Origin of the sequence: Bradyrhizobium sp. 1 (assembly GCF_023073315.1) — a bacterium.
Taxonomy (GTDB): Bacteria; Pseudomonadota; Alphaproteobacteria; order Rhizobiales; family Xanthobacteraceae; genus Bradyrhizobium.
Genome location: NZ_JADPJH010000029.1, coordinates 43098 through 61243 on the forward strand (window position 1 = coordinate 43098; position 18146 = coordinate 61243).

An 18146-nucleotide genomic window follows, 5' to 3' on the forward strand; every position below is an offset into this window, starting at 1 on the left:
GGACTCTTGCGCGTGAGTCACGCCATATTGTAGCGTTTGACTTGTCAGATACGACATCTCGTGCAGTGTTTCTGATCCCAAGAGCCTCATGTACCGGCGTAAACGTTCGGGCGTTCAGTTGCGCCCGGCGAGCCTTAAGGGATTCTGGCAGCACGGGTTTTTCGAAGCTTAGGCATTCGCCGCAAGGCGCCAGCATGGCAGCCGCACGGCGAGGGAAAGGGTGCAATGACCGTTTTGACCTGGTCGGATGATCGCGTCGAGCAGCTGAAAAAGCTCTGGGAGGCCGGATTGTCGGCTAGCCAGATCGCGGCTGAGCTCGGCAACGTGACCCGTAATGCCGTGATCGGCAAGGTGCACAGGCTCGGCCTGTCCGGTCGCGCCAAGAGTCCCTCATCGGCAGCTCCCCGGCCGCGCAAGGCGCGTCCCGCGCAGCACATGATGCGGGTGACCCGCCCGATCGCGCGTGGCAACACCGCGCTGGCGCAGGCCTTCGAGGTCGAGGTCGAGGCCGAACCGCTCACCTACGACAACGTGGTACCGATGAGCCAGCGGCTCTCGCTGCTGGAATTGAACGAAGCGACCTGCCACTGGCCGGTCGGCGATCCCTCGAGCCCGGATTTCTTCTTCTGCGGCGGCAAGGCGCTCTCGGGCCTCCCCTACTGCGCCCAGCACTCGCGTGTGGCCTATCAACCGGCTTCGGATCGCCGGCGTGCTCCGGTGAAGCCGGGTCCGCGCTGAGGTCAGCCCCAAACGACATCGTCCCGGCCTAAAGCGCGATGAGATTGGGATGAATCGTCATCGCGCTTTAGGTTGTTGTTTGCGCATGATCTTTTCGGAAAACCGCTTCGCACTTTTCCGGATCATGCTTTAATGCGCAATTGCGCACGGGGCCTGGGACGGATCGAGAAAGAGAAAAGCGCGCCACCGGGCGCGCTTTTTTATTTGCGTGTTTGCAGCAGCCTTACGCCTGCTCAGCCTTCGCAAAGCGATCATCGAGTGCATAACCCGCGCCGCGAACGGTGCGGATCGGGTCCTGCTCACGGCCGAGATTGAGCAGCTTGCGCAGGCGGCCGATATGCACGTCGACGGTGCGTTCGTCGATATAGATGTCGCGACCCCAGACGCTGTCGAGCAGCTGCTCGCGCGAGAACACGCGGCCGGGATGCTCCAGGAAGAACTCCAGCAGGCGGTATTCGGTCGGACCGAGATCGATCGGCCGGCCCGAACGCGCCACGCGGCGCTTGTCGCGGTCGAGCTCAATGTCGCCGTAAGCCAGCACAGTGGCGAGCCGCTCCGGGCTTGCGCGCCGCAGCAGGCCCTTCACGCGTGCCAATAGTTCCGGCACCGAGAACGGCTTGACGATGTAATCGTCGGCGCCGGTCGCAAGACCCCGCACCCGCTCGCTCTCCTCACCGCGGGCGGTGAGCATGATGATCGGCAGCTGCTTGGTCTCGGGACGGGTGCGAAGCCGCCGGCACAGTTCGATGCCGGAAAGCCCCGGCAGCATCCAGTCGAGCACGATCAGATCGGGGATGTGCTCCTTGAGACGGGTGTCGGCATCGTCGCCGCGCATCACCGTCTCGACGTCATAACCGTCGCCTTCGAGGTTGTAGCGAAGCAGCTCTGTGAGAGCTTCCTCGTCCTCAACCACCATAATGCGTGCGCCCATCGGGTCGTCGCTCCTTAAAGGATTCAGGTATTCGGGACCGTCGTGGCGAAATTCGTCATGTCGCCCTTCGGCCGCTTGTCGGTGATCGCCTGGCCCTCGATCATGTAGAACACCGTCTCGGCGACGTTCGTGGCGTGGTCGCCGATCCGCTCGATGTTCTTGGCGCAGAACATGAGGTGGATGCAGAACGAGATGTTGCGCGGATCCTCCATCATGTAGGTGAGGAGCTCGCGGAACAGCGAGGTGCAGATGGCGTCGACTTCCTCGTCGCCCTTCCACACTGCCATCGCCGCCGGCAGATCGTGGGCGGCGTAGGCGTCCAGCACCGACTTGACCTGCTGCTGCACGAGATCGGTCATGTGCTCGAGGCCGCGGAACAGTTTGAGCGGATGGAAATCCGTCTCCAGCGCCGCGACGCGCTTGCCCATGTTCTTGGCGAGGTCGCCGATGCGCTCGAGATCGGTGGCGACGCGCATGGCGCCGACGATCTCGCGCAGATCGACCGCCATCGGCTGCCGGCGCGCGATGGTGAGCACGGCGCGCTCCTCGATCTTCTTCTGGAGCGCATCGAGCTCGGCGTCGATGACGACGACACGCTGGCCGAGCGCGACGTCGCGGCGGATCAGCGCGTCGACGGAATCGACGATCATGCGCTCGGCGATGCCGCCCATTTCCGCGACCAGACGCGTGAGCTCCTGGAGGTCGGTGTCGAACGCCTTTGCGGTATGTTCAGAACCCATGTCCCGTCTCCTCAGCCGAACCGGCCGGTGATGTAATCCTGCGTGCGCCGGTCGGTCGGCGACGTGAAGATCTTGCTGGTGTCGTCGAACTCGATCAGCTCGCCGAGATACATGAAGGCGGTCTTGTCGGAGACGCGGGCCGCCTGCTGCATGTTGTGGGTGACGATCGCGATCGTGTAGTCCTCGGACAGCTCCTGGATCAGCTCCTCGACCTTAGCGGTCGAGATCGGATCGAGCGCCGAGCAGGGCTCGTCGAACAGGATCACCTCAGGCCGCACCGCAACCGTGCGGGCGATGCAGAGGCGCTGCTGCTGGCCGCCGGAGAGCGACAGGCCGGAGGCGTTGAGCTTGTCCTTGACCTCGTTCCAGAGCGCGCCGCCGCGCAGCGCCTTCTCGACGCGGCCGTCCATCTCGGACTTCGAGATCTTCTCATAGAGACGGATGCCGAAGGCGATGTTCTCGTAGATCGTCATCGGAAACGGCGTCGGCTTCTGGAACACCATGCCGACGCGAGCGCGCAGCAGGTTGAGGTCCAGCTTGGGGTCGAGGATGTTGGTCTGGTCGAGCATGAGCTGACCGGTGGCGCGCTGGCCCGGATAGAGGTCGTACATCCGGTTGAAGATGCGCAGCAGGGTCGACTTGCCGCAACCGGACGGGCCGATGAACGCGGTGACGCGGTTGGTGCCGAGCGCCAGATTGATGTTCTTCAGCGCGTGGTGCTCGCCGTAATAGAAGTTGAGGTTACGCACCGTCACCTTGGCCGGGGCGTCCGGCAGCACCGGCGCCTGCGGAAGACCGCCGGCGGCGCTCATCGATACGGAAAGTTCACTCATTTTGCGGTCCTCTCGGCGCCAAGAATGCGCGCGCCAATGTTCAGGGCAAGCACTGTCAGGGTGATGAGCAGCGCGCCGCTCCAGGCGAGCTGCTTCCAATAGGCGTAGGGGCTCTGGACGAAGTTGTTGATGGTCACAGGCAGGTTCGCCATCGTCTTGTTCAGGCCGAGGCTGAAGAACTGGTTCGACAGCGCGGTGAAGAGCAGCGGCGCGGTTTCGCCGGCGACGCGGGCGGTGGCGAGCAGCACGCCGGTGATGAGACCCGATCGGGCCGCACGATAAGCGATCCGCTTGATCACCAGCGAGCGCGGCAGGCCGAGCGCGGAAGCCGCCTCACGCAACGGATTCGGCACCAGCAGCAGCATGTCCTCGGTCGTGCGCAGCACCACCGGGATGACGATGACGGCGAGCGCGAGCGCACCGGCGATCGCCGAGAAGCCGCGCATCGGCACCACCACCGCGCCGTAGATGAACAGTCCGATGATGATCGAGGGCGCCGAGAGCAGGATGTCGTTGATGAAGCGGATCACCGAGGTCAGCTTGTCGTTGCGGCCGTATTCGGCGAGGTAGGTGCCGGCGAACAGGCCGAGCGGTGCGCCGATGCCGACGCCGATCACGGTCATGATGACCGAACCGACGATGGCGTTGCGGAGGCCGCCTTCGGTCGAGCCCGGAGGCGGAGTATCCGCGACGAAGAGCTCGAGATTGAGGCCGGCCAGGCCGTTGATGAGCAGCGTCATCAGGATCAGCGCAAGCCAGGTGACGCCGAACGCGGCCGCTGCGAAGCAGAGCCCACGGATGACGATGTCCTTGCGGCGACGGCGCGAATAGATCGGATTGAGGGCCATGACGTTACTTCCCCGCCTTCTTGTCCAGCCGCATCAGCATCAGCCGCGCGCCGGACAGCACGAAGAACGTCAGCACGAACAGCAGGAGGCCGAGCAGGATCAGGCCCGACTGGTGCAGGCCGTCGCTCTCGGCGAACTCGGATGCGATGGCCGCCGAGATCGTGGTGCCCGGGGCGAAGATCGATGAGGAGATACGGAACGAGTTACCGATGATGAAGGTCACCGCCATGGTCTCGCCGAGCGCGCGGCCCAGCGCCAGCATGACGCCGCCGATGATGCCGACGCGGGTGTAGGGGATCACCACGCTGCGGACGACTTCCCAGGTGGTGCAGCCGACGCCGTAAGCGGCCTCCTTCAGCACCGGCGGCACCGTCTTGAACACGTCGACCGAGATCGAGGTGATGAAGGGCAGCACCATGATCGAGAGGATCAGCGCGGCGTTGAACAGGCTGAGATAGGACGGGGGTCCCGCGAAGATCGCGCCGAGAACGGGGACGCCGTCGAAGATCTTGATCATGAAGGGCTGGAAGGTGTTGGCCAGGAACGGTCCAAGCACGAAGAAGCCCCACATGCCGTAGATGATCGAGGGGATGCCGGCGAGCAGCTCGATCGCCATGCCGATCGGGCGGCGCAGCCATTGCGGGCAGAGCTCGGTCAGGAAGATCGCAATGCCGAGACCGACCGGAATGGCGATCAGCATCGCGATGAAGGAGGTCACGAGCGTGCCGTACATCGGGCCGAGCGCACCGAGGACGGGAGGATCTGCCGACGGCGCCCAGCGCTGCGTCCACAGGAAGGCGAAGCCGTATTCCTTCATCGCCGGGAAGGCCCCGACGATCAGCGAAATGATGATGCCGCCGAGGATCAGGAGCACCGAGATCGCGCTGAGCCGCGTGATCCAGTAGAAGGTCACATCCCCGAGCTTGAACGCGCCCAACGCCTTGGCGCGATCATACGGTCCGGTGGCATCAATTACATCGCTCTCGACAGCCATCTCAGCCACGCCGATCCCCTGTACCCGTTTTATATACGCTTGTTGCAAGTCTTGTTTTCTAGATCTGATTGTCGGTCTTGCGCTCCGGATGCGGCACTGGGCCGATCCGGAGCGAAGGTCTTGAAATCCCGGCGCAGCCGTCCGGGACGAGAGCGCTTAGCTCTTGATCTCGGCAGCCCAGGTCTTCTCGATCAGGGTCACGACGCCCGCGGGCATCGGGATGTAGTCGAGCTCTTCAGCCGCCTTCCCGCCGTTCTTGAAGGCCCAGCGGAAGAACTTGATGGCTTCCTGCGAGGCCGCCTTGTCGGTGGCTTCCTTGTGCATGAGGATGAAGGTCGCCGCGGTGATCGGCCAGGACTTCTCGCCGGGCTGGTCGGTCAGGATGACGTAGTAGCCGGGAGCCTTGGCCCAGTCGGCGTTGGAAGCGGCCGCCTGGAAGGCCTCGACGGTCGGCTGCACCGTCTTGCCGGCCTTGTTGACGAGACCGGTGTAGGTCAGCTTGTTCTGCTTGGCATAAGCGTACTCGACATAGCCGATCGAGTTCTTGGTCTGGCTGATGTTGCCCGACACGCCTTCGTTGCCCTTGGCGCCGACGCCGACCGGCCACTCGACCGCGGTGCCCTCACCGATCTTGCTCTTCCACTCCGCGCTGGCCTTGGCGAGGTAGTTGGTGAAGTTGAAGGTGGTGCCCGAACCGTCCGAACGGCGAACCACGGTGATGGCCTCCGAGGGCAGCTTCACGTTCGGATTGAGCTTCTTGATCGCGGCGTCGTCCCACTTGGTGATCTTGCCGAGATAGATGCTGGCGAGGGTCTCGCCGTCGAACACCAGCTCGCCGGCCTTGACCCCCTCGACGTTGACGACGGGAACGATGGCGCCCATCACCATCGGCCACTGCGCGAGGCCGTCCTTCTCGAGCTGCTCGGCCTTGAGCGGCGCGTCGGTCGCGCCGAAGGTCACGGTCTTGGCCTGGATCTGCTTGATGCCACCGCCCGAACCGATCGACTGGTAGTTCAGACCGTTGCCGGTCTCCTTCTTGTAGGCGTCAGCCCACTTCGAATAGATCGGGAACGGGAAGGTTGCACCTGCACCCGTGATGTCGGCGGCAAAGGCCGCCGTCGTCGTTGCGGCGACCAAGCCAGCAGCGACGATAGTTTTGATGAAATTCATGCTGGTCTCCATACAGGGGAGCGAAGCGCCATCAGCGCCCGATCGCGCTCCCCGTGCCGCCCCTTTAGGAGCGGTCGGCTGTGCTTTTACGAAGGTTTCGTGACAGCTGGATGACATACCGAAGTGATTGAAATCACTTAAGTTTCGGGTCGCCCCGGCGTCCTGACCTGGGGAAAACAGGCGGCAAAAGTAGCGCCTTGCTTGGGCACGCTTTCGATCACCAGCCGGCCGCGATGACGGTTAAGAATATGTTTCACCAGCGATAATCCAAGCCCGGTGCCGCCCTGCGAGCGGCTGTCGCCGACGTCGACCCGGTAGAACCGCTCGGTCAGCCGCGGCAGGTGCTCGGGCGCGATGCCTGGGCCGAAATCGCGCACCAAGACCCGGATTTCCTGAGTTCCATCAGGGGCCGCGCCGGGGGTCAGCGTCACGATGACGCGTCCGCCCGCGGCGCCGTATTTGAGCGCGTTCTCGATCAGATTCTCGAACAGGCGGAGCAGCTCCTCGCGGTCGCCCGCGATCATCACCTGCTGTTCCGGCAGATGGATCTCGACCTCGACCTGACGCTCGCGCGCGAGCGGCTCGAGCCCGTCGGCGACCTGGCGGATGATCGGCAGCAGGTCCACCAGGGTGTCGGGTCGTACGTGGGCCGACAGCTCGACCCGCGACAGCGAGAGCAGATCGTCGATCAGGCGCGCCATGCGGGTGGCCTGATTGTGCATGATGCCGAGAAAGCGCTCGCGCGCCTTGGGATCGTCCTTGGCCTGGCCCTGGAGCGTGTCGATGAAGCCCGACAGCGCCGCCAGCGGCGTGCGCAATTCATGGCTGGCGTTGGCGACGAAGTCGGCGCGCATCTCCTCGACCCGGCGCAGCGGCGTCTGGTCGTGAAAGGTCATCAGCATGCATTTGTCGGCGCCGCCGAACGAGGTCGGCACCGGTACCGGCGTGATCGTCAGCTCCATCCAGCGGTCGACCGGGACATGGTCGAGATAGGTCGTGCGCCGCGGCTCGGTGGTTGCGATCGACTCGCGTAGCGCCGTGATAATCTCAGGCGAGCGCAGCGCGAACTGGGCCAGCTCGTTCCGGCGCAGCGCCGGCGCAAGCTGGGCGGCGGCGGCATTGAGATGGATGACGCGGCCGGCGCGGTCGAGCAGCACGGCCGGATCCGGCATGCCGGCGACGACCGCGGCCACCGCCGCGCTCTCGACCGGATTGACGCGGCGGGTGTCGTCGCGCGAGGCGGCATTGTCGTGCAGGCGCCAGGGAATCAGCGCCGCGGCCGCAATGCAGAGGAACACCGTCGCCGCCCGCATCACCGACAATTCGCCGAGCGAAACCACCACCGACAGCGCCAATGCCGCGGCGATCAGGATGACGGTCGAATGCCGCAGCCGGTCGGACCAGGGCTGGGCGGAGGGAGACGATGGGGCGTCGATCGCCATCGGAGCGGGCTTCTCCTTAAGGGCTTGCGCCGGTCAGGCGCCGCTGTCGCTGCGCTCTCTCACAAAGGCGGCTTTTGGCGCCGGACCGGGGTCGAGCTTGAGCGCCGCCTGCTGCAAACGCTTTGATCGGGCGCCGATTATAACTTCGCGAAACGTCAGCAAGATTACAGAAATGACGAAGGGGGACAGATAATAGAGGACGCGGAACAACAACATACCGCCGAGCAGTTCCTCCCGGTCCATCTGCCAGAGGCCGACCAGCATGGCGGCGTCGAACACCCCTAAGCCTCCGGGCGAGTGGCTGGCAAACCCGAGCAGCGTCGCCGAGACGAAAATCACCGCGACCACGACGAAGCCGAGATTGGGCTCGTCCGGCACCAGCACGTACATCGCCAGCGCGCAGAAGCCGAGATCGACGATGCCGATCGCGATCTGCAGCAGCGTCAGCGGTCCGCCCGGCAGCACCACGGTCCAGGGACCGCGGCCGACCACCCGCGGCTGGGTCCAGACCCAGACCACATAGCCAACCAGCGCCACGATGATCATCAGCGCCAGCGTCCGGTTCATCCAGGCCGGAAGCATGTCGATCGAGGCCGCCGCCTCCGGATGATAGGCGATGCCGAGGCCCAGCACGGCGGCATTGCCGAGCCAGAAGGTGAGGCCGGCGAGGAAACAGATCTTTGCGACGTCGATCGCGTTCAGCCCATAGGCCGAATAGATGCGGTAGCGCACCGCGCCGCCGGTGAAGACGCTGGCGCCGACATTGTGGCCGATCGAATAGCTGGTGAAGGAGGCGAGCGCGTTGACGCGGTAGGGCACATGGGAGTGACCGATCGCGCGCACGGCGAACAGATCGTAGAAGGTCAGGGTGAAATAGCCCGCGGCGACGAACAGCGCCGCCATCGCAATCTGGCGCGGCTCGGTGCTCTTGATCGCCTCGATCACCTCGTTCGTGTCGATGCCGCGCAGCATGTGGTAGAGCACATAGCAAGCGATGCCGATGACCGCGACGCTGATCACAACTCCAAGCTTATGCAGGATTTGCTTCTGGCGCAGAATCGTCATCGCCCTGCGTATGGCTTCCAGCATCTAGACCTCAAACAACGCTTCAGCGGCCGGGGTGGCCGGCGAACAGGCGGACGACGCACTGGCACTCAACGAACCTTCACCGTCGGCTCCGGCATCGCGCATGCCCCCCGCCCTTCCACTAGCGCGTTTTGGGGCGGAGTGGAATTCGGCAATTCGAACAAATACTCGTGCCTTCAATGTTTTAGGCAGGTTGCGGGCTCCGGATGCACGATTTGGCGCTTTCGGCGGCAGGACTGACGCGAATCTCCATGGCAATCCTGCGCAGGCGCCGTGAAGTTTTGATGATTTCGGCCGCACAATGTTCCGCCACGCCTTAAGCCGAAATCAATCTATGGGTCGCGCCCGCCGGTTGAAAGAGGGGCGAGCGGGCCGTAGCCGGCGGATTTTCCAAGGGGCAGAGCGCCTGGACGGTCCGGGGCGCGGTCAAACGAGGACGCTGGCCCGTTGAGCGTAGCCGCGATAGCTACTTGTGGTTATCTCCCACGAGCCGTGGTGAGCCACTTTCAATGGACGCGATTCTCGGAGAACTAAGGCGGGTCGCCCGTCGATGCCGATTTCGGCGGCCGTCGCTTTAAACAAGAATGCCATTATGAAAGAGGGGAAACCATGAAGATACTGCTCAGCGCCATGATGACCATGACCGTTCTCGCCGCCGCTCCGGCCAGCGCCAGAGAGCGCAACGACAGCCCTCATTCGGAGGCGTGCATGGCCAAGAGCGGCTTCAATCTTGACATGTGGCGGGCGCACTCCGCGGGCACCGATGCGCAGGTGCTGCGCTATATCCAGTGCCGGGATGGCGTGTCCGCGGCGCAGGCCAAGGCCATCGGCATTCGGGACCACAATTTGAGCGCCGGCTTTCGCTGAGCCCATCGCATTGCGAGATGTCCCGGCCGCAAGGTCCGGGACATCTCGTCGTCTGGCTACCAGGGCCCGGCGGCCAGACCGTTCCGGCTTGCCAGCTCCCTTATCGCGATACCGGATCGAGGCTCGACAAAGCGGACCAAGCTTCAAGCCGCCGGCATGCTCCGCGCGACCACCCGATCACGCAGCCAGGCGCCGATGGTGCAGCCGACGAGATAGCAGGCGAACATGATGAGGCCGAGGTCGAGCCAGTAGCCGAAGCGGCCGGGAACCACGTGCGCGAACGAAGCTGCGACCAGAGCGGCGGCGAGCGCCGCGAGCCAGTATGCGGTCACTTTCGAGGTGCCGTTGCCGCGTTGGACCACCGAAATCCAGCCCATGCAAAAGCCCAGCAGCAGCGAGCCGATCAACCAACCCATATGAAACGAGACGAGATAAGGCATCGTCACCTCACCAGAAATTCGATGCGGCGGTTTTGCGCCTTGCCGTCGTCAGTGTCGTTGCCGGCAACGGGCTGCGTGGCGCCATAGCCGACCGCGGTGAAGCGGCTGGCGGGCAGGCCCGCCTTGACCAGATAGTCGATCACTGCCTGCGCGCGCTTCTCCGACAGAGCCTGGTTGAAGGAGTCCTCGCCGTCGGCGTCGGTGTGGCCTGCAACCTCGATATCGGAGGTGGGGCAACGCAGCGCCGTCTCGATCAGATGATCGAGAATGCCTGCGGAATCCGGATCGATGTCGGCGCGCTTGGTGGCGAAGCGGATCTTGCCCTTGGTCAGGAGCTCGGAGAACAATTGCTGGCAGACCGTGCCGTCAACCGGGCCTGCCGCGGGCTTCACCGTGATCTCCGGCTTGTATTGCCAGTTTTTCGGGAAGTCCTTGCCGAGGCCTGCGCGAATGTCGTTGGCGGCGCCTTCATAGAGCGCATCGCCCGACAGCTTCACCTCGCGGTCGGACACCACGAGCGTGCCGGTCGACAGCCGCGACAGCGCCCCGAGCGCTGCGACCGCGGCCGTGTTGAAGGAGGCCGGCGCGCCGATGCTGGCCTTGAGATTGTCCACGACCTTCTCGGTGAAGAATTTTCGCGACGCGCTGGTCACGACCGCCGCATGGACATTGTTGTCGGGAACGTAGCCGGTCAGCGTCACCGTCGCGGCAACCGGATCCTTGTAAGCCTGGAAGATGTAGGGCGGCGCCTTGACGTCGTTGGCGGCGATCGAGAAACCCTCAGGCAAATTCTTCAGCGCGGCAGCAATCGCCTCCCGGCCGCCGAGGTCGCGCGCCATGCCCGACAGATTGACCTGGGTGTCTGTGATCGTGATCTTGCCGTCCTTGAGCTTGCCGATCTGGTCCAGCAACAGCGTCGCGGCCGCTTCGAAGCGCGGCGGCGCGCCACGCGCCAGCCCCATCTGATCGGCCACCTCGACGCCGCCGACCTCCTTGCGGGCCGCCTCGGTCAGGCGGGTCTTCATCGACGGCAGGGGCGCGGAGCCTGATAGCGTTACCCGGACCACGTCGCGTTCGGCGTTCCAGACGAAGGGCTTTGCCTCGGGAACCAGCCGGGTGCGGTCGTCGACCAGGCGCACGCCGGGGACCAGCTCGACTGTCATGACCGCATCGCGGCGCCCCTCCTCGGAAAAGGCGTCCGCGGCCAGGCTGACGTCGCGGCCGTCCACCGCGATCCGGGTCTTGTCCAGGACGGTGTCCTTGAGGGCGGCCGAACTGCGGGCCGACAGGTCGGCCTCGACCGGCAAGGTGTTATTCCAGACCGCAAATCCCCACATGACGGCCAGGGGGATCAACCCCGGCCACCATTTGCTGGCCCACCTGAAAAGCTTTTGCATCCGACGACCCGAACTCTGGAACCGGAGACAAAACAAACCCTTGGCAGGCTGTCAAACCGGAAATGGGGCCCATACGGGCCCCTCACCTGGACAATTGGAATAACTTTTTCTTCAAGGGTCACACCCTAAGTTGAGGGCGGAATGCCAGGGGTCGGCCAGCCGGTCATGAAACAACTCCGTAACAACGTCATCCGCGCCGGGCTGGGAGCACTCTATTTCAGCGGGGCGCACCACCTGCTGCGCCCGCTTTTGTCGGGCGTGGGCGCTATTTTCATGCTGCATCACGTGCGGCCGGCCCGCGAGGGCGCGTTCCAGCCAAACCGGCACCTCGAAGTCACCCCCGATTTCCTGCGCGCGACGCTGAGCCATCTGCGCTCGCGCGACATCGACATCGTCAGCATGGATGAGCTGCATGAGCGGCTGGTGCAGGGCCGGTTCGAGCGCCGCCTCGCCGCCTTCACGCTCGACGACGGCTATCGCGATAATTTCGAGTTTGCGCTGCCGGTGCTGCGCGAATTTGACGCGCCTTTGACGGTCTATGTCGCCAGCGATTTTGCCGAAGGCACCGGACGGCTGTGGTGGGCGGCACTGGAGGCCGTGATCGCCGGGGCCGAGCAGATCGAGGTCAGCATCGGGAATTCCGCGCTGCGGCTCGATGCGACGACGCCGGCCGCAAAACAGGCGGCTTTCGACCGCCTGCACGACTGGCTGCGCGCGCTGCCGGGCGAGCATGATCTGATGCGCGAGATCGCCGCGCTTTGCACGAGGCACGGCGTCGACATGGAAGCGCTGTGCCGAAGCCTCTGCCTGTCCTGGGACGGGGTGAAGCAGTTCGCCGCAGATCCGCTGGTGACGATCGGCGCGCACACCATCAGCCATTGCAATCTCGCGAGGCAAAGCGAGGAGATCGCCGCGCAGGAGATGGCGGTCAGCCGCGCACGGATCGAGCAGGCGCTCGGGCGCAAGGTGCAGCATTTCGCCTACCCCTATGGCGACCGCGAGGCGGCGGGGGAGCGCGAATTCAAGCTCGCCGCAGCCGCCGGCTTCAAGACCGCGGTGACGACAAGGCCCGGCATGCTGTTCGCCGAGAACGGGCGCCACATGACCGCGCTGCCGCGCGTCTCGCTCAACGGCAATTATCAGGATGCGCGGATTTTGCCGGTGCTGACCTCGGGCGCCGCGACCGCGATGTGGAACGGCTTTCGCCGAATCGCGGCGGCGTAAGCCCTGATCTCCGCTGCCGCGCCGCACACCGGCGCATTCCTTGACTCCCCTGCCCGCCCCGCTCACAACGGGCGCCAAATCAAGGGAGGCACCATGTTCAACGATCTGTTCTCGCTCAAAGGCCGCGTCGCACTCGTGACCGGCGGCTCGCGCGGCATCGGCAAGATGATCGCGGCGGGCTTCCTCAGCGCTGGCGCGGCGAAGGTCTACATCACCGCGCGCAAGGCAGGTCCCTGCGAGGCGACGGCGAAAGAGCTGTCAGCCCAATATGGCGGCGAATGCATCGCGCTGCCGATCGACATCTCGACCGTCGAAGGCTGCGACAAGCTCGCCGGCGAACTCATCAAGCTGGAGCCGAAGCTCGACATCCTCGTCAACAATGCGGGCGCTGCCTGGGGCGCGGAGTTCGACGAATTCCCGGAGAGCGGCTGGGACAAGGTGATGGACCTCAACGTCAAGTCGCTGTTCTTCCTGACCAAGGCGCTGGCGAAACCGCTGCGCGCGGGCGCAAGCGCAGAACGTCCGGCGAAGGTGATCAACATCGCCTCGGTCGACGGCATCTTCGTCAATCCGGGCGAGACCTATTCCTACGCCGCCAGCAAGGCCGCCGTGATCCATCTGACGCGGCGCATGGCGACGAAACTGATCAAGGACAACATCAACGTCACCGCGATCGCGCCGGGCGCATTCAAGTCCGACATGAACCGCGCCGCGCGCGATCACTCTGACGAGGTCGCAAAGCGCATTCCGGCGCGGCGCATCGGAACCGAAGAGGACATGGCAGGGGTCGCGATCTATCTCGCCTCGCGTGCGGGCGATTACGTGGTCGGCAACACCATCGCGGTGGATGGCGGCGTGGTGTACGCGAACGCGGGGCTGGAGATCGCGGGGTAGGGATCGCTGGCTAGGGGCCTCTCCCCACACGTGAGATTTCCGAGAGACCTGTACCCCCTCACCCGGATCGCAAGAGCGATCCGACCTCTCCCCGCAAGCGGGGAGAGGTGAAGAAGACGCTTACGACTCGATCTTCACGTACTCGAAGTCACCCGGCTTGTTGTCGATGCCGACTTTCGGCGGCGAGATCCAGGAGGCGAACACGCCGGTCTCGGTGACGGGCTGCATCAGCGAGGTGATGAAGTCGCCGTCCGCGGTCGAGGGCAGCCAATCATCCTTGCGCTTCGCCCAGGAGGCATCGTCGATCAAAAGACCATCCGGCGTCGCGTGGATGTTCTTGAACTCGCCGATGTGGCGATGGAAGGCGACGTTGGGCAGCTTGAGCTGGAAGTCGTAGCCCGAGGTCGAGATCACCTTGTTCCAGCGCAGCATGCCCTTGACGCAATCCTGGCTGTAATCGTCGCGCAGGCGCATGTTGAGCGCGGTCAGCGCCGGCTCATCGACCAGCTTGATCTCGCCGTCGATGAACTTGAGCACCGGATAGGTCGCGTTCTTGAGCTGGTGATCGTCGTCGATCTGGGTCTCGTGATAGCGGCCCTTGATGCCGGTGTTGAAGGCATTGGCCGCGTTGGTGGAGACTTCCGAGCCGAAGAGATCAAGCGACAGCGTGTAGTGCAGGTTCAGCTTCTTCTGGATGGTCGGAAGATCGATCACGCCGAGCGCACGGACCTTGGCGATATCCGAGGGATCGGTGATGCCGGCTTCGCGCATGGCATCGCAAGTGCGCTGCACGACGCGGGTGATGCCGGTCTCGCCGACGAACATGTGGTGCGCTTCTTCGGTCAGCATGAAGCGGCAGGTGCGCGACAGCGGATCAAAGCCCGACTGCGCGAGGCTGTGCAGCTGCATCTTGCCGTCGCGGTCGGTGAAGTAGGTGAACATGAAGAAGGACAGCCAATCCGGCGTCGCCTCGTTGAAGGCGCCGAGCATGCGCGGCGCATCGGCATCGCCGGAGCGACGACGCAGCAAATCATCGGCTTCTTCACGACCGTCGCGGCCAAAATACTTCTGGAGCAGGTAGACCATCGCCCAGAGATGACGGCCTTCCTCGACATTGACCTGGAACAGATTGCGCATGTCGTAGAGGGAGGGCGCAGTCTTGCCGAGGTGGCGCTGCTGCTCGACCGAGGCAGGCTCAGTATCGCCCTGGATCACGATCAGGCGGCGCAACATGGCGCGATATTCGCCCGGGACTTCCTGCCAGGCCGGCTCGCCAAGATGCTCGCCGAACGGCACGACGCGATTCTCTTCCTGGGGAGCAAGGAGAATGCCCCAGCGATAGTCGGGCATGCGGACATAATCGAACTTGGCCCAGCCGCGCGGATCGACGGAGTAGGCGGTGCGCAGATAGACCAGCGATTCCTGGAAGCCTTCCGGCCCCATGTCGCTCCACCAGTCCATGTAGCCGGGATGCCAGCCTTCCAGCGCCTTCAGCACCTGGCGGTCTTCGGCGAGATTGACGTTGTTCGGAATCTTGGTCGAGTAGTCGACGTTCATGATGTTCATGGCCGTGCTCCTTGCTCCGTCTCGTGTCCCGGACGCAGTGCGGCGCGAAGCGGTGCGCTGCAGAGCCGGGACCCATTGTTCGGTCCTGTGGGTCCCGGTTCTGCGCAGCGGCATTTCATGCCGCAGCGCGCCCGGGACACGATAGCTAGACTCGCGTCATATCGAATTTCGGCTTCTGGCCGCTGCCGTAGCGGCGCAGCGCGCCTTCCTCGCCTACCGCGTTGGGGCGCTGGAAGATCCAGTTCTGCCACGCAGTCAGGCGCGAAAAGATTTTTGATTCCATCGTCTCGGGGCCGACGAAGCGCAGGCTCGCTTCCATGCCGGTGAGACTGTCGGGCGAGAAGCTGGCGCGCTCCTCGAGGAACACGCGGACTTCGTCGTCCCAATCGATATCGTCGAGCGCAAAGGTGACGAGGCCGAGTTCTTCCGCCTGCTCGGCATCGAGCGCGGTGCCCATCGTGGTTTCCGCGCGCTCCACGTCGGACGGGTCGGCCTGGAACCGCGACGAAAGCCGCGTCAGACCATGGCTCATCGGATAGGGGCCGAAATTCATCGCGGAGAGTTCGATCGACGGCGGGGGGCGGTTGTCGCCCTGGCGCGTGCCGATCAGCATATAGGAGCGGTCGGCGGCGAAGACGAGTTCGGCCAAGGTGCCGGCAAAGCAGGAGCCGGGCTCGACCAGCGTCACCAGCGTACGCGAGGTGACATCGATGCGCTTGAGCACACGCTTCCAATAGTGGCGGATCTCGTTGACCAGCCAGTGCGCCTTGTTGGCTTCGAGGAAGGCGTCGGATGCGAGCACATGGGCGCGGTCGCCATGGCTCTTGAACACCAGCATCGCGATCTCGAGCTCATTGATGCGCAGATGCAGGATGGCGTCGTCCAGCTCGCGCGCCACTTGCAACGGCCAGAACGAGGCCCCCTGCGCCATCATGCCGTCGATGTCGGCGGGTGCTGCGGCTTCCGGCGCCTTGATCGAGATGGTGGCGATGCGCGCGGTGCGATCAATGTCGACCGTGACGAAGCCATAGCGGAGGCTGGTCTCGTCGATGACGCGCTTGAGCGGCGTCAGCGCGATGCCCTTGCCGTTGCCGGCGCGCTTCGAGGCGGCTGCGAATTCCCTGGCGCGCTCGACGACCTTGGCCTCGAGCTTCGAATTCGGCGCGATCTCGTCGACAAGGCGCCATTGCACGGCGCGCTTGCCCTTCACGCCTTCCTCGATGGTGCAGAAAAAGTCTGCGTGGTCGCGGCGCACTTTTCGCTTGTCGACGACGCGCGTGAGACCGCCGGTGCCGGGCAGCACCGCGAGCAGCGGCACTTCGGGCAGCGACACAGCCGAGGCGCCGTCGTCAGCGAGGATGATGTGGTCGGTCGCCAGCGCCAGTTCATAGCCGCCACCGGCGGCGGAGCCGTTCACCACCGTGATGAAGCGCTGGCCGGAGTTCTCCGAGGAGTCTTCCATGCCGTTGCGGGTCTCGTTGGTGAACTTGCAGAAGTTCACCTTGTGGGCGTGGGTGGAGCCCGCGAGCATGCGGATGTTGGCGCCAGCGCAGAACACGCGGTTCTTGGCCGAGCGCATCACCACGACTTTCACCTCGGGATGCTCAAAACGCAGCCTCTGCACCACGTCGGCAAGCTCGATGTCGACGCTGAGATCGTAGGAATTGAGCTTGAGCAGATAGCCCTCGAACAGGCCGCCATTCTCGTCGACATCCATGGTCAGGGTGGCGACATCGCCGTCGACCGCGAGCTTCCAGTGCCGGTAGCGGGACGGTTCGGTCTGGAAATCGATGAATGTCGCGCCGCCTGCGAGGCGCCGATCTTCCCCGGCCATGGGCCACCCTTGGGTTCGTTTCGGATTTACCGTTAGATGCACAATAATGCATCTTTACGCCCGCGTCCAGCCTAATTTAAGCTGAACATGCACTTTGCTTCATCGGCATGCCAACCGCGCACCGATGCCATCCACCCTTCATGCCGCCTGAAGTCCGCGATCGTCGCGCAGGGCGGCTTTTGCAAATTGCTCAAGCGCCTCGAGCGTCACTCCAGGCGCTTCACGATGCGGAGAATGCCCCGCCCCCGGAATGATTTTCAGGTCGACGGGGCAGTAACACTCCTCCTGCGCGATCTCGACCTGGCGCATCGTCCCGTACTGGTCGTCCATGCCCTGCACGACGATAACCGGCACGCGGATATAGGCGAGATATTCCGAAATGTCCCAGTCGCGGAATTTAGGATCGAGCCAGGCGCCGTTCCAGCCATGGAAGGCGTTGTCGACGTCCTTGTGCCAGCGCGCCAGCTTCGGCTTGAGATCGCCGGTCTCGAAGGCGGTCTTGATCGCGGCGATGGACTTCACGGAAATGTCTTCCACGATGAAATGCGGCGCGATCAGCACGAGGCCTTGCAGCCGGCGATCCTGATGCGCGCCGGCATAGATCGTCGCAATCGAGGCGCCGTCGGAATGGCCGAGCAGCAGGCCACGCCTGAAGCCGATCGCATCGAGAATTTTCGGCAGCACATCCAGCGCCTCGCGCTGCATGTAGTCGAGCGGGCGCGGCAGCGCGACCTTGCTCGACTGGCCGTAGCCTGCGCGGGAATAGACGAAGATGCCGGCGCCGGTGGCTTGCTGCAGCTTTTCCGGAAAATCATTCCAGAGACCGACCGAGCCGAGGCCTTCGTGCAGCATGACGATGGTGGGGGCGTCAGCGGATTGCGGCGCCAGCCATTTGTATTCGAGGCTGGCGCCACTGACGTTGAGGAAGCCTGTGGGGAGGAGGTTGGTCATGTTGTCACTCTTCTTCGCGCCCGTATTTGGAACGAGACGCGGCCGCTGGCTCAGTCGTTCCCTCCCCCCTTGTGGGGGAGGGCTAGGGAGAGGGGTGCCACGCAGGGACTCTGAGTATGACGAAGAACACCTAGCGCGCGAAAGCGAACACCCTTTGCTGGGCTACCCCTCTCCCCCGCCCTCCCCCACAA

17 protein-coding genes are annotated in these 18146 nt (G+C 64.2%); 4 read left to right on the forward strand and 13 right to left on the reverse strand.

Annotation, left to right across the window (positions count from 1 at the left end):
* The first annotated feature begins 225 nt into the window (after positions 1-225).
* Positions 226-738, forward strand: coding sequence for a GcrA family cell cycle regulator (locus tag IVB29_RS24560; RefSeq protein ID WP_247505984.1), 513 nt, complete (start codon positions 226-228; stop codon positions 736-738).
* Between the two features lie 223 nt (positions 739-961).
* Here IVB29_RS24560 and phoB read toward each other — a convergent pair whose 3' ends face one another.
* From phoB to IVB29_RS24600, 8 genes are all read right to left on the reverse strand, one after another.
* Positions 962-1669: a phosphate regulon transcriptional regulator PhoB gene (phoB, locus tag IVB29_RS24565; RefSeq protein ID WP_014491300.1), complete on the reverse strand. Its 708-nt coding sequence runs from the start codon at positions 1667-1669 to the stop codon at positions 962-964.
* A 23-nt stretch (positions 1670-1692) separates the two neighbouring features.
* Positions 1693-2409 carry a phosphate signaling complex protein PhoU gene (phoU, locus tag IVB29_RS24570; RefSeq protein WP_247505985.1) on the reverse strand — a complete coding sequence of 239 codons (717 nt, stop codon included), beginning with the start codon at positions 2407-2409 and terminating at the stop codon, positions 1693-1695.
* Between the two features lie 11 nt (positions 2410-2420).
* Positions 2421-3242, reverse strand: coding sequence for a phosphate ABC transporter ATP-binding protein PstB (gene pstB / locus IVB29_RS24575; protein WP_247505986.1), 822 nt, complete (start codon positions 3240-3242; stop codon positions 2421-2423).
* On the reverse strand, positions 3239-4090 hold the full coding sequence (pstA, locus tag IVB29_RS24580; RefSeq protein WP_247505987.1) for a phosphate ABC transporter permease PstA: 852 nt from the start codon (positions 4088-4090) through the stop codon (positions 3239-3241). The genes pstB and pstA overlap by 4 nt, the downstream gene beginning before the upstream one ends.
* Before the next feature lie 4 nt (positions 4091-4094).
* Complete coding sequence (gene pstC / locus IVB29_RS24585) at positions 4095-5084, reverse strand: phosphate ABC transporter permease subunit PstC (RefSeq protein WP_247506001.1); 990 nt, start codon at positions 5082-5084, stop codon at positions 4095-4097.
* 156 nt (positions 5085-5240) lie between these two features.
* The gene (gene pstS / locus IVB29_RS24590; RefSeq protein ID WP_247505988.1) at positions 5241-6254 is read right to left on the reverse strand and encodes a phosphate ABC transporter substrate-binding protein PstS; all 1014 of its coding nucleotides are present in this window, start codon (positions 6252-6254) and stop codon (positions 5241-5243) included.
* A gap of 137 nt (positions 6255-6391) precedes the next feature.
* The gene (locus tag IVB29_RS24595; protein WP_247505989.1) at positions 6392-7696 is read right to left on the reverse strand and encodes an ATP-binding protein; all 1305 of its coding nucleotides are present in this window, start codon (positions 7694-7696) and stop codon (positions 6392-6394) included.
* Positions 7697-7729: 33 nt separating this feature from the next.
* Positions 7730-8785, reverse strand: coding sequence for a lysylphosphatidylglycerol synthase domain-containing protein (locus tag IVB29_RS24600; protein ID WP_247505990.1), 1056 nt, complete (start codon positions 8783-8785; stop codon positions 7730-7732).
* A gap of 606 nt (positions 8786-9391) precedes the next feature.
* Between IVB29_RS24600 and IVB29_RS24605 the strand changes: the two genes are divergently transcribed.
* Positions 9392-9649, forward strand: a complete 258-nt coding sequence (locus tag IVB29_RS24605) for a hypothetical protein (protein ID WP_247505991.1) — start codon at positions 9392-9394, stop codon at positions 9647-9649.
* Positions 9650-9792: 143 nt separating this feature from the next.
* Here IVB29_RS24605 and IVB29_RS24610 read toward each other — a convergent pair whose 3' ends face one another.
* Positions 9793-10089 (reverse strand): hypothetical protein, encoded by a 297-nt coding sequence (locus IVB29_RS24610; protein ID WP_247505992.1) that lies wholly within the window; start codon positions 10087-10089, stop codon positions 9793-9795.
* A gap of 2 nt (positions 10090-10091) precedes the next feature.
* Positions 10092-11486 carry an OmpA family protein gene (locus IVB29_RS24615; protein ID WP_247505993.1) on the reverse strand — a complete coding sequence of 465 codons (1395 nt, stop codon included), beginning with the start codon at positions 11484-11486 and terminating at the stop codon, positions 10092-10094.
* A gap of 165 nt (positions 11487-11651) precedes the next feature.
* Here IVB29_RS24615 and IVB29_RS24620 point away from each other — a divergent pair, with 165 nt between their 5' ends.
* Positions 11652-12710 carry a polysaccharide deacetylase family protein gene (locus IVB29_RS24620; protein ID WP_247505994.1) on the forward strand — a complete coding sequence of 353 codons (1059 nt, stop codon included), beginning with the start codon at positions 11652-11654 and terminating at the stop codon, positions 12708-12710.
* Positions 12711-12803: 93 nt separating this feature from the next.
* Complete coding sequence (locus tag IVB29_RS24625) at positions 12804-13604, forward strand: SDR family oxidoreductase (protein WP_247505995.1); 801 nt, start codon at positions 12804-12806, stop codon at positions 13602-13604.
* Between the two features lie 120 nt (positions 13605-13724).
* On the opposite strand, the gene boxB is transcribed toward IVB29_RS24625, so the two are convergent.
* The 3 genes from boxB to IVB29_RS24640 all read right to left on the reverse strand — a co-directional run bounded on the left by boxB (position 13725) and on the right by IVB29_RS24640 (position 17955).
* Positions 13725-15161, reverse strand: coding sequence for a benzoyl-CoA 2,3-epoxidase subunit BoxB (gene boxB, locus IVB29_RS24630; RefSeq protein WP_247506002.1), 1437 nt, complete (start codon positions 15159-15161; stop codon positions 13725-13727).
* A 154-nt stretch (positions 15162-15315) separates the two neighbouring features.
* Positions 15316-17004 (reverse strand): 2,3-epoxybenzoyl-CoA dihydrolase, encoded by a 1689-nt coding sequence (gene boxC, locus IVB29_RS24635; protein WP_247505996.1) that lies wholly within the window; start codon positions 17002-17004, stop codon positions 15316-15318.
* 138 nt (positions 17005-17142) lie between these two features.
* Positions 17143-17955: an alpha/beta hydrolase gene (locus tag IVB29_RS24640; protein WP_247505997.1), complete on the reverse strand. Its 813-nt coding sequence runs from the start codon at positions 17953-17955 to the stop codon at positions 17143-17145.
* Between the last annotated feature and the right edge of the window lie 191 nt (positions 17956-18146).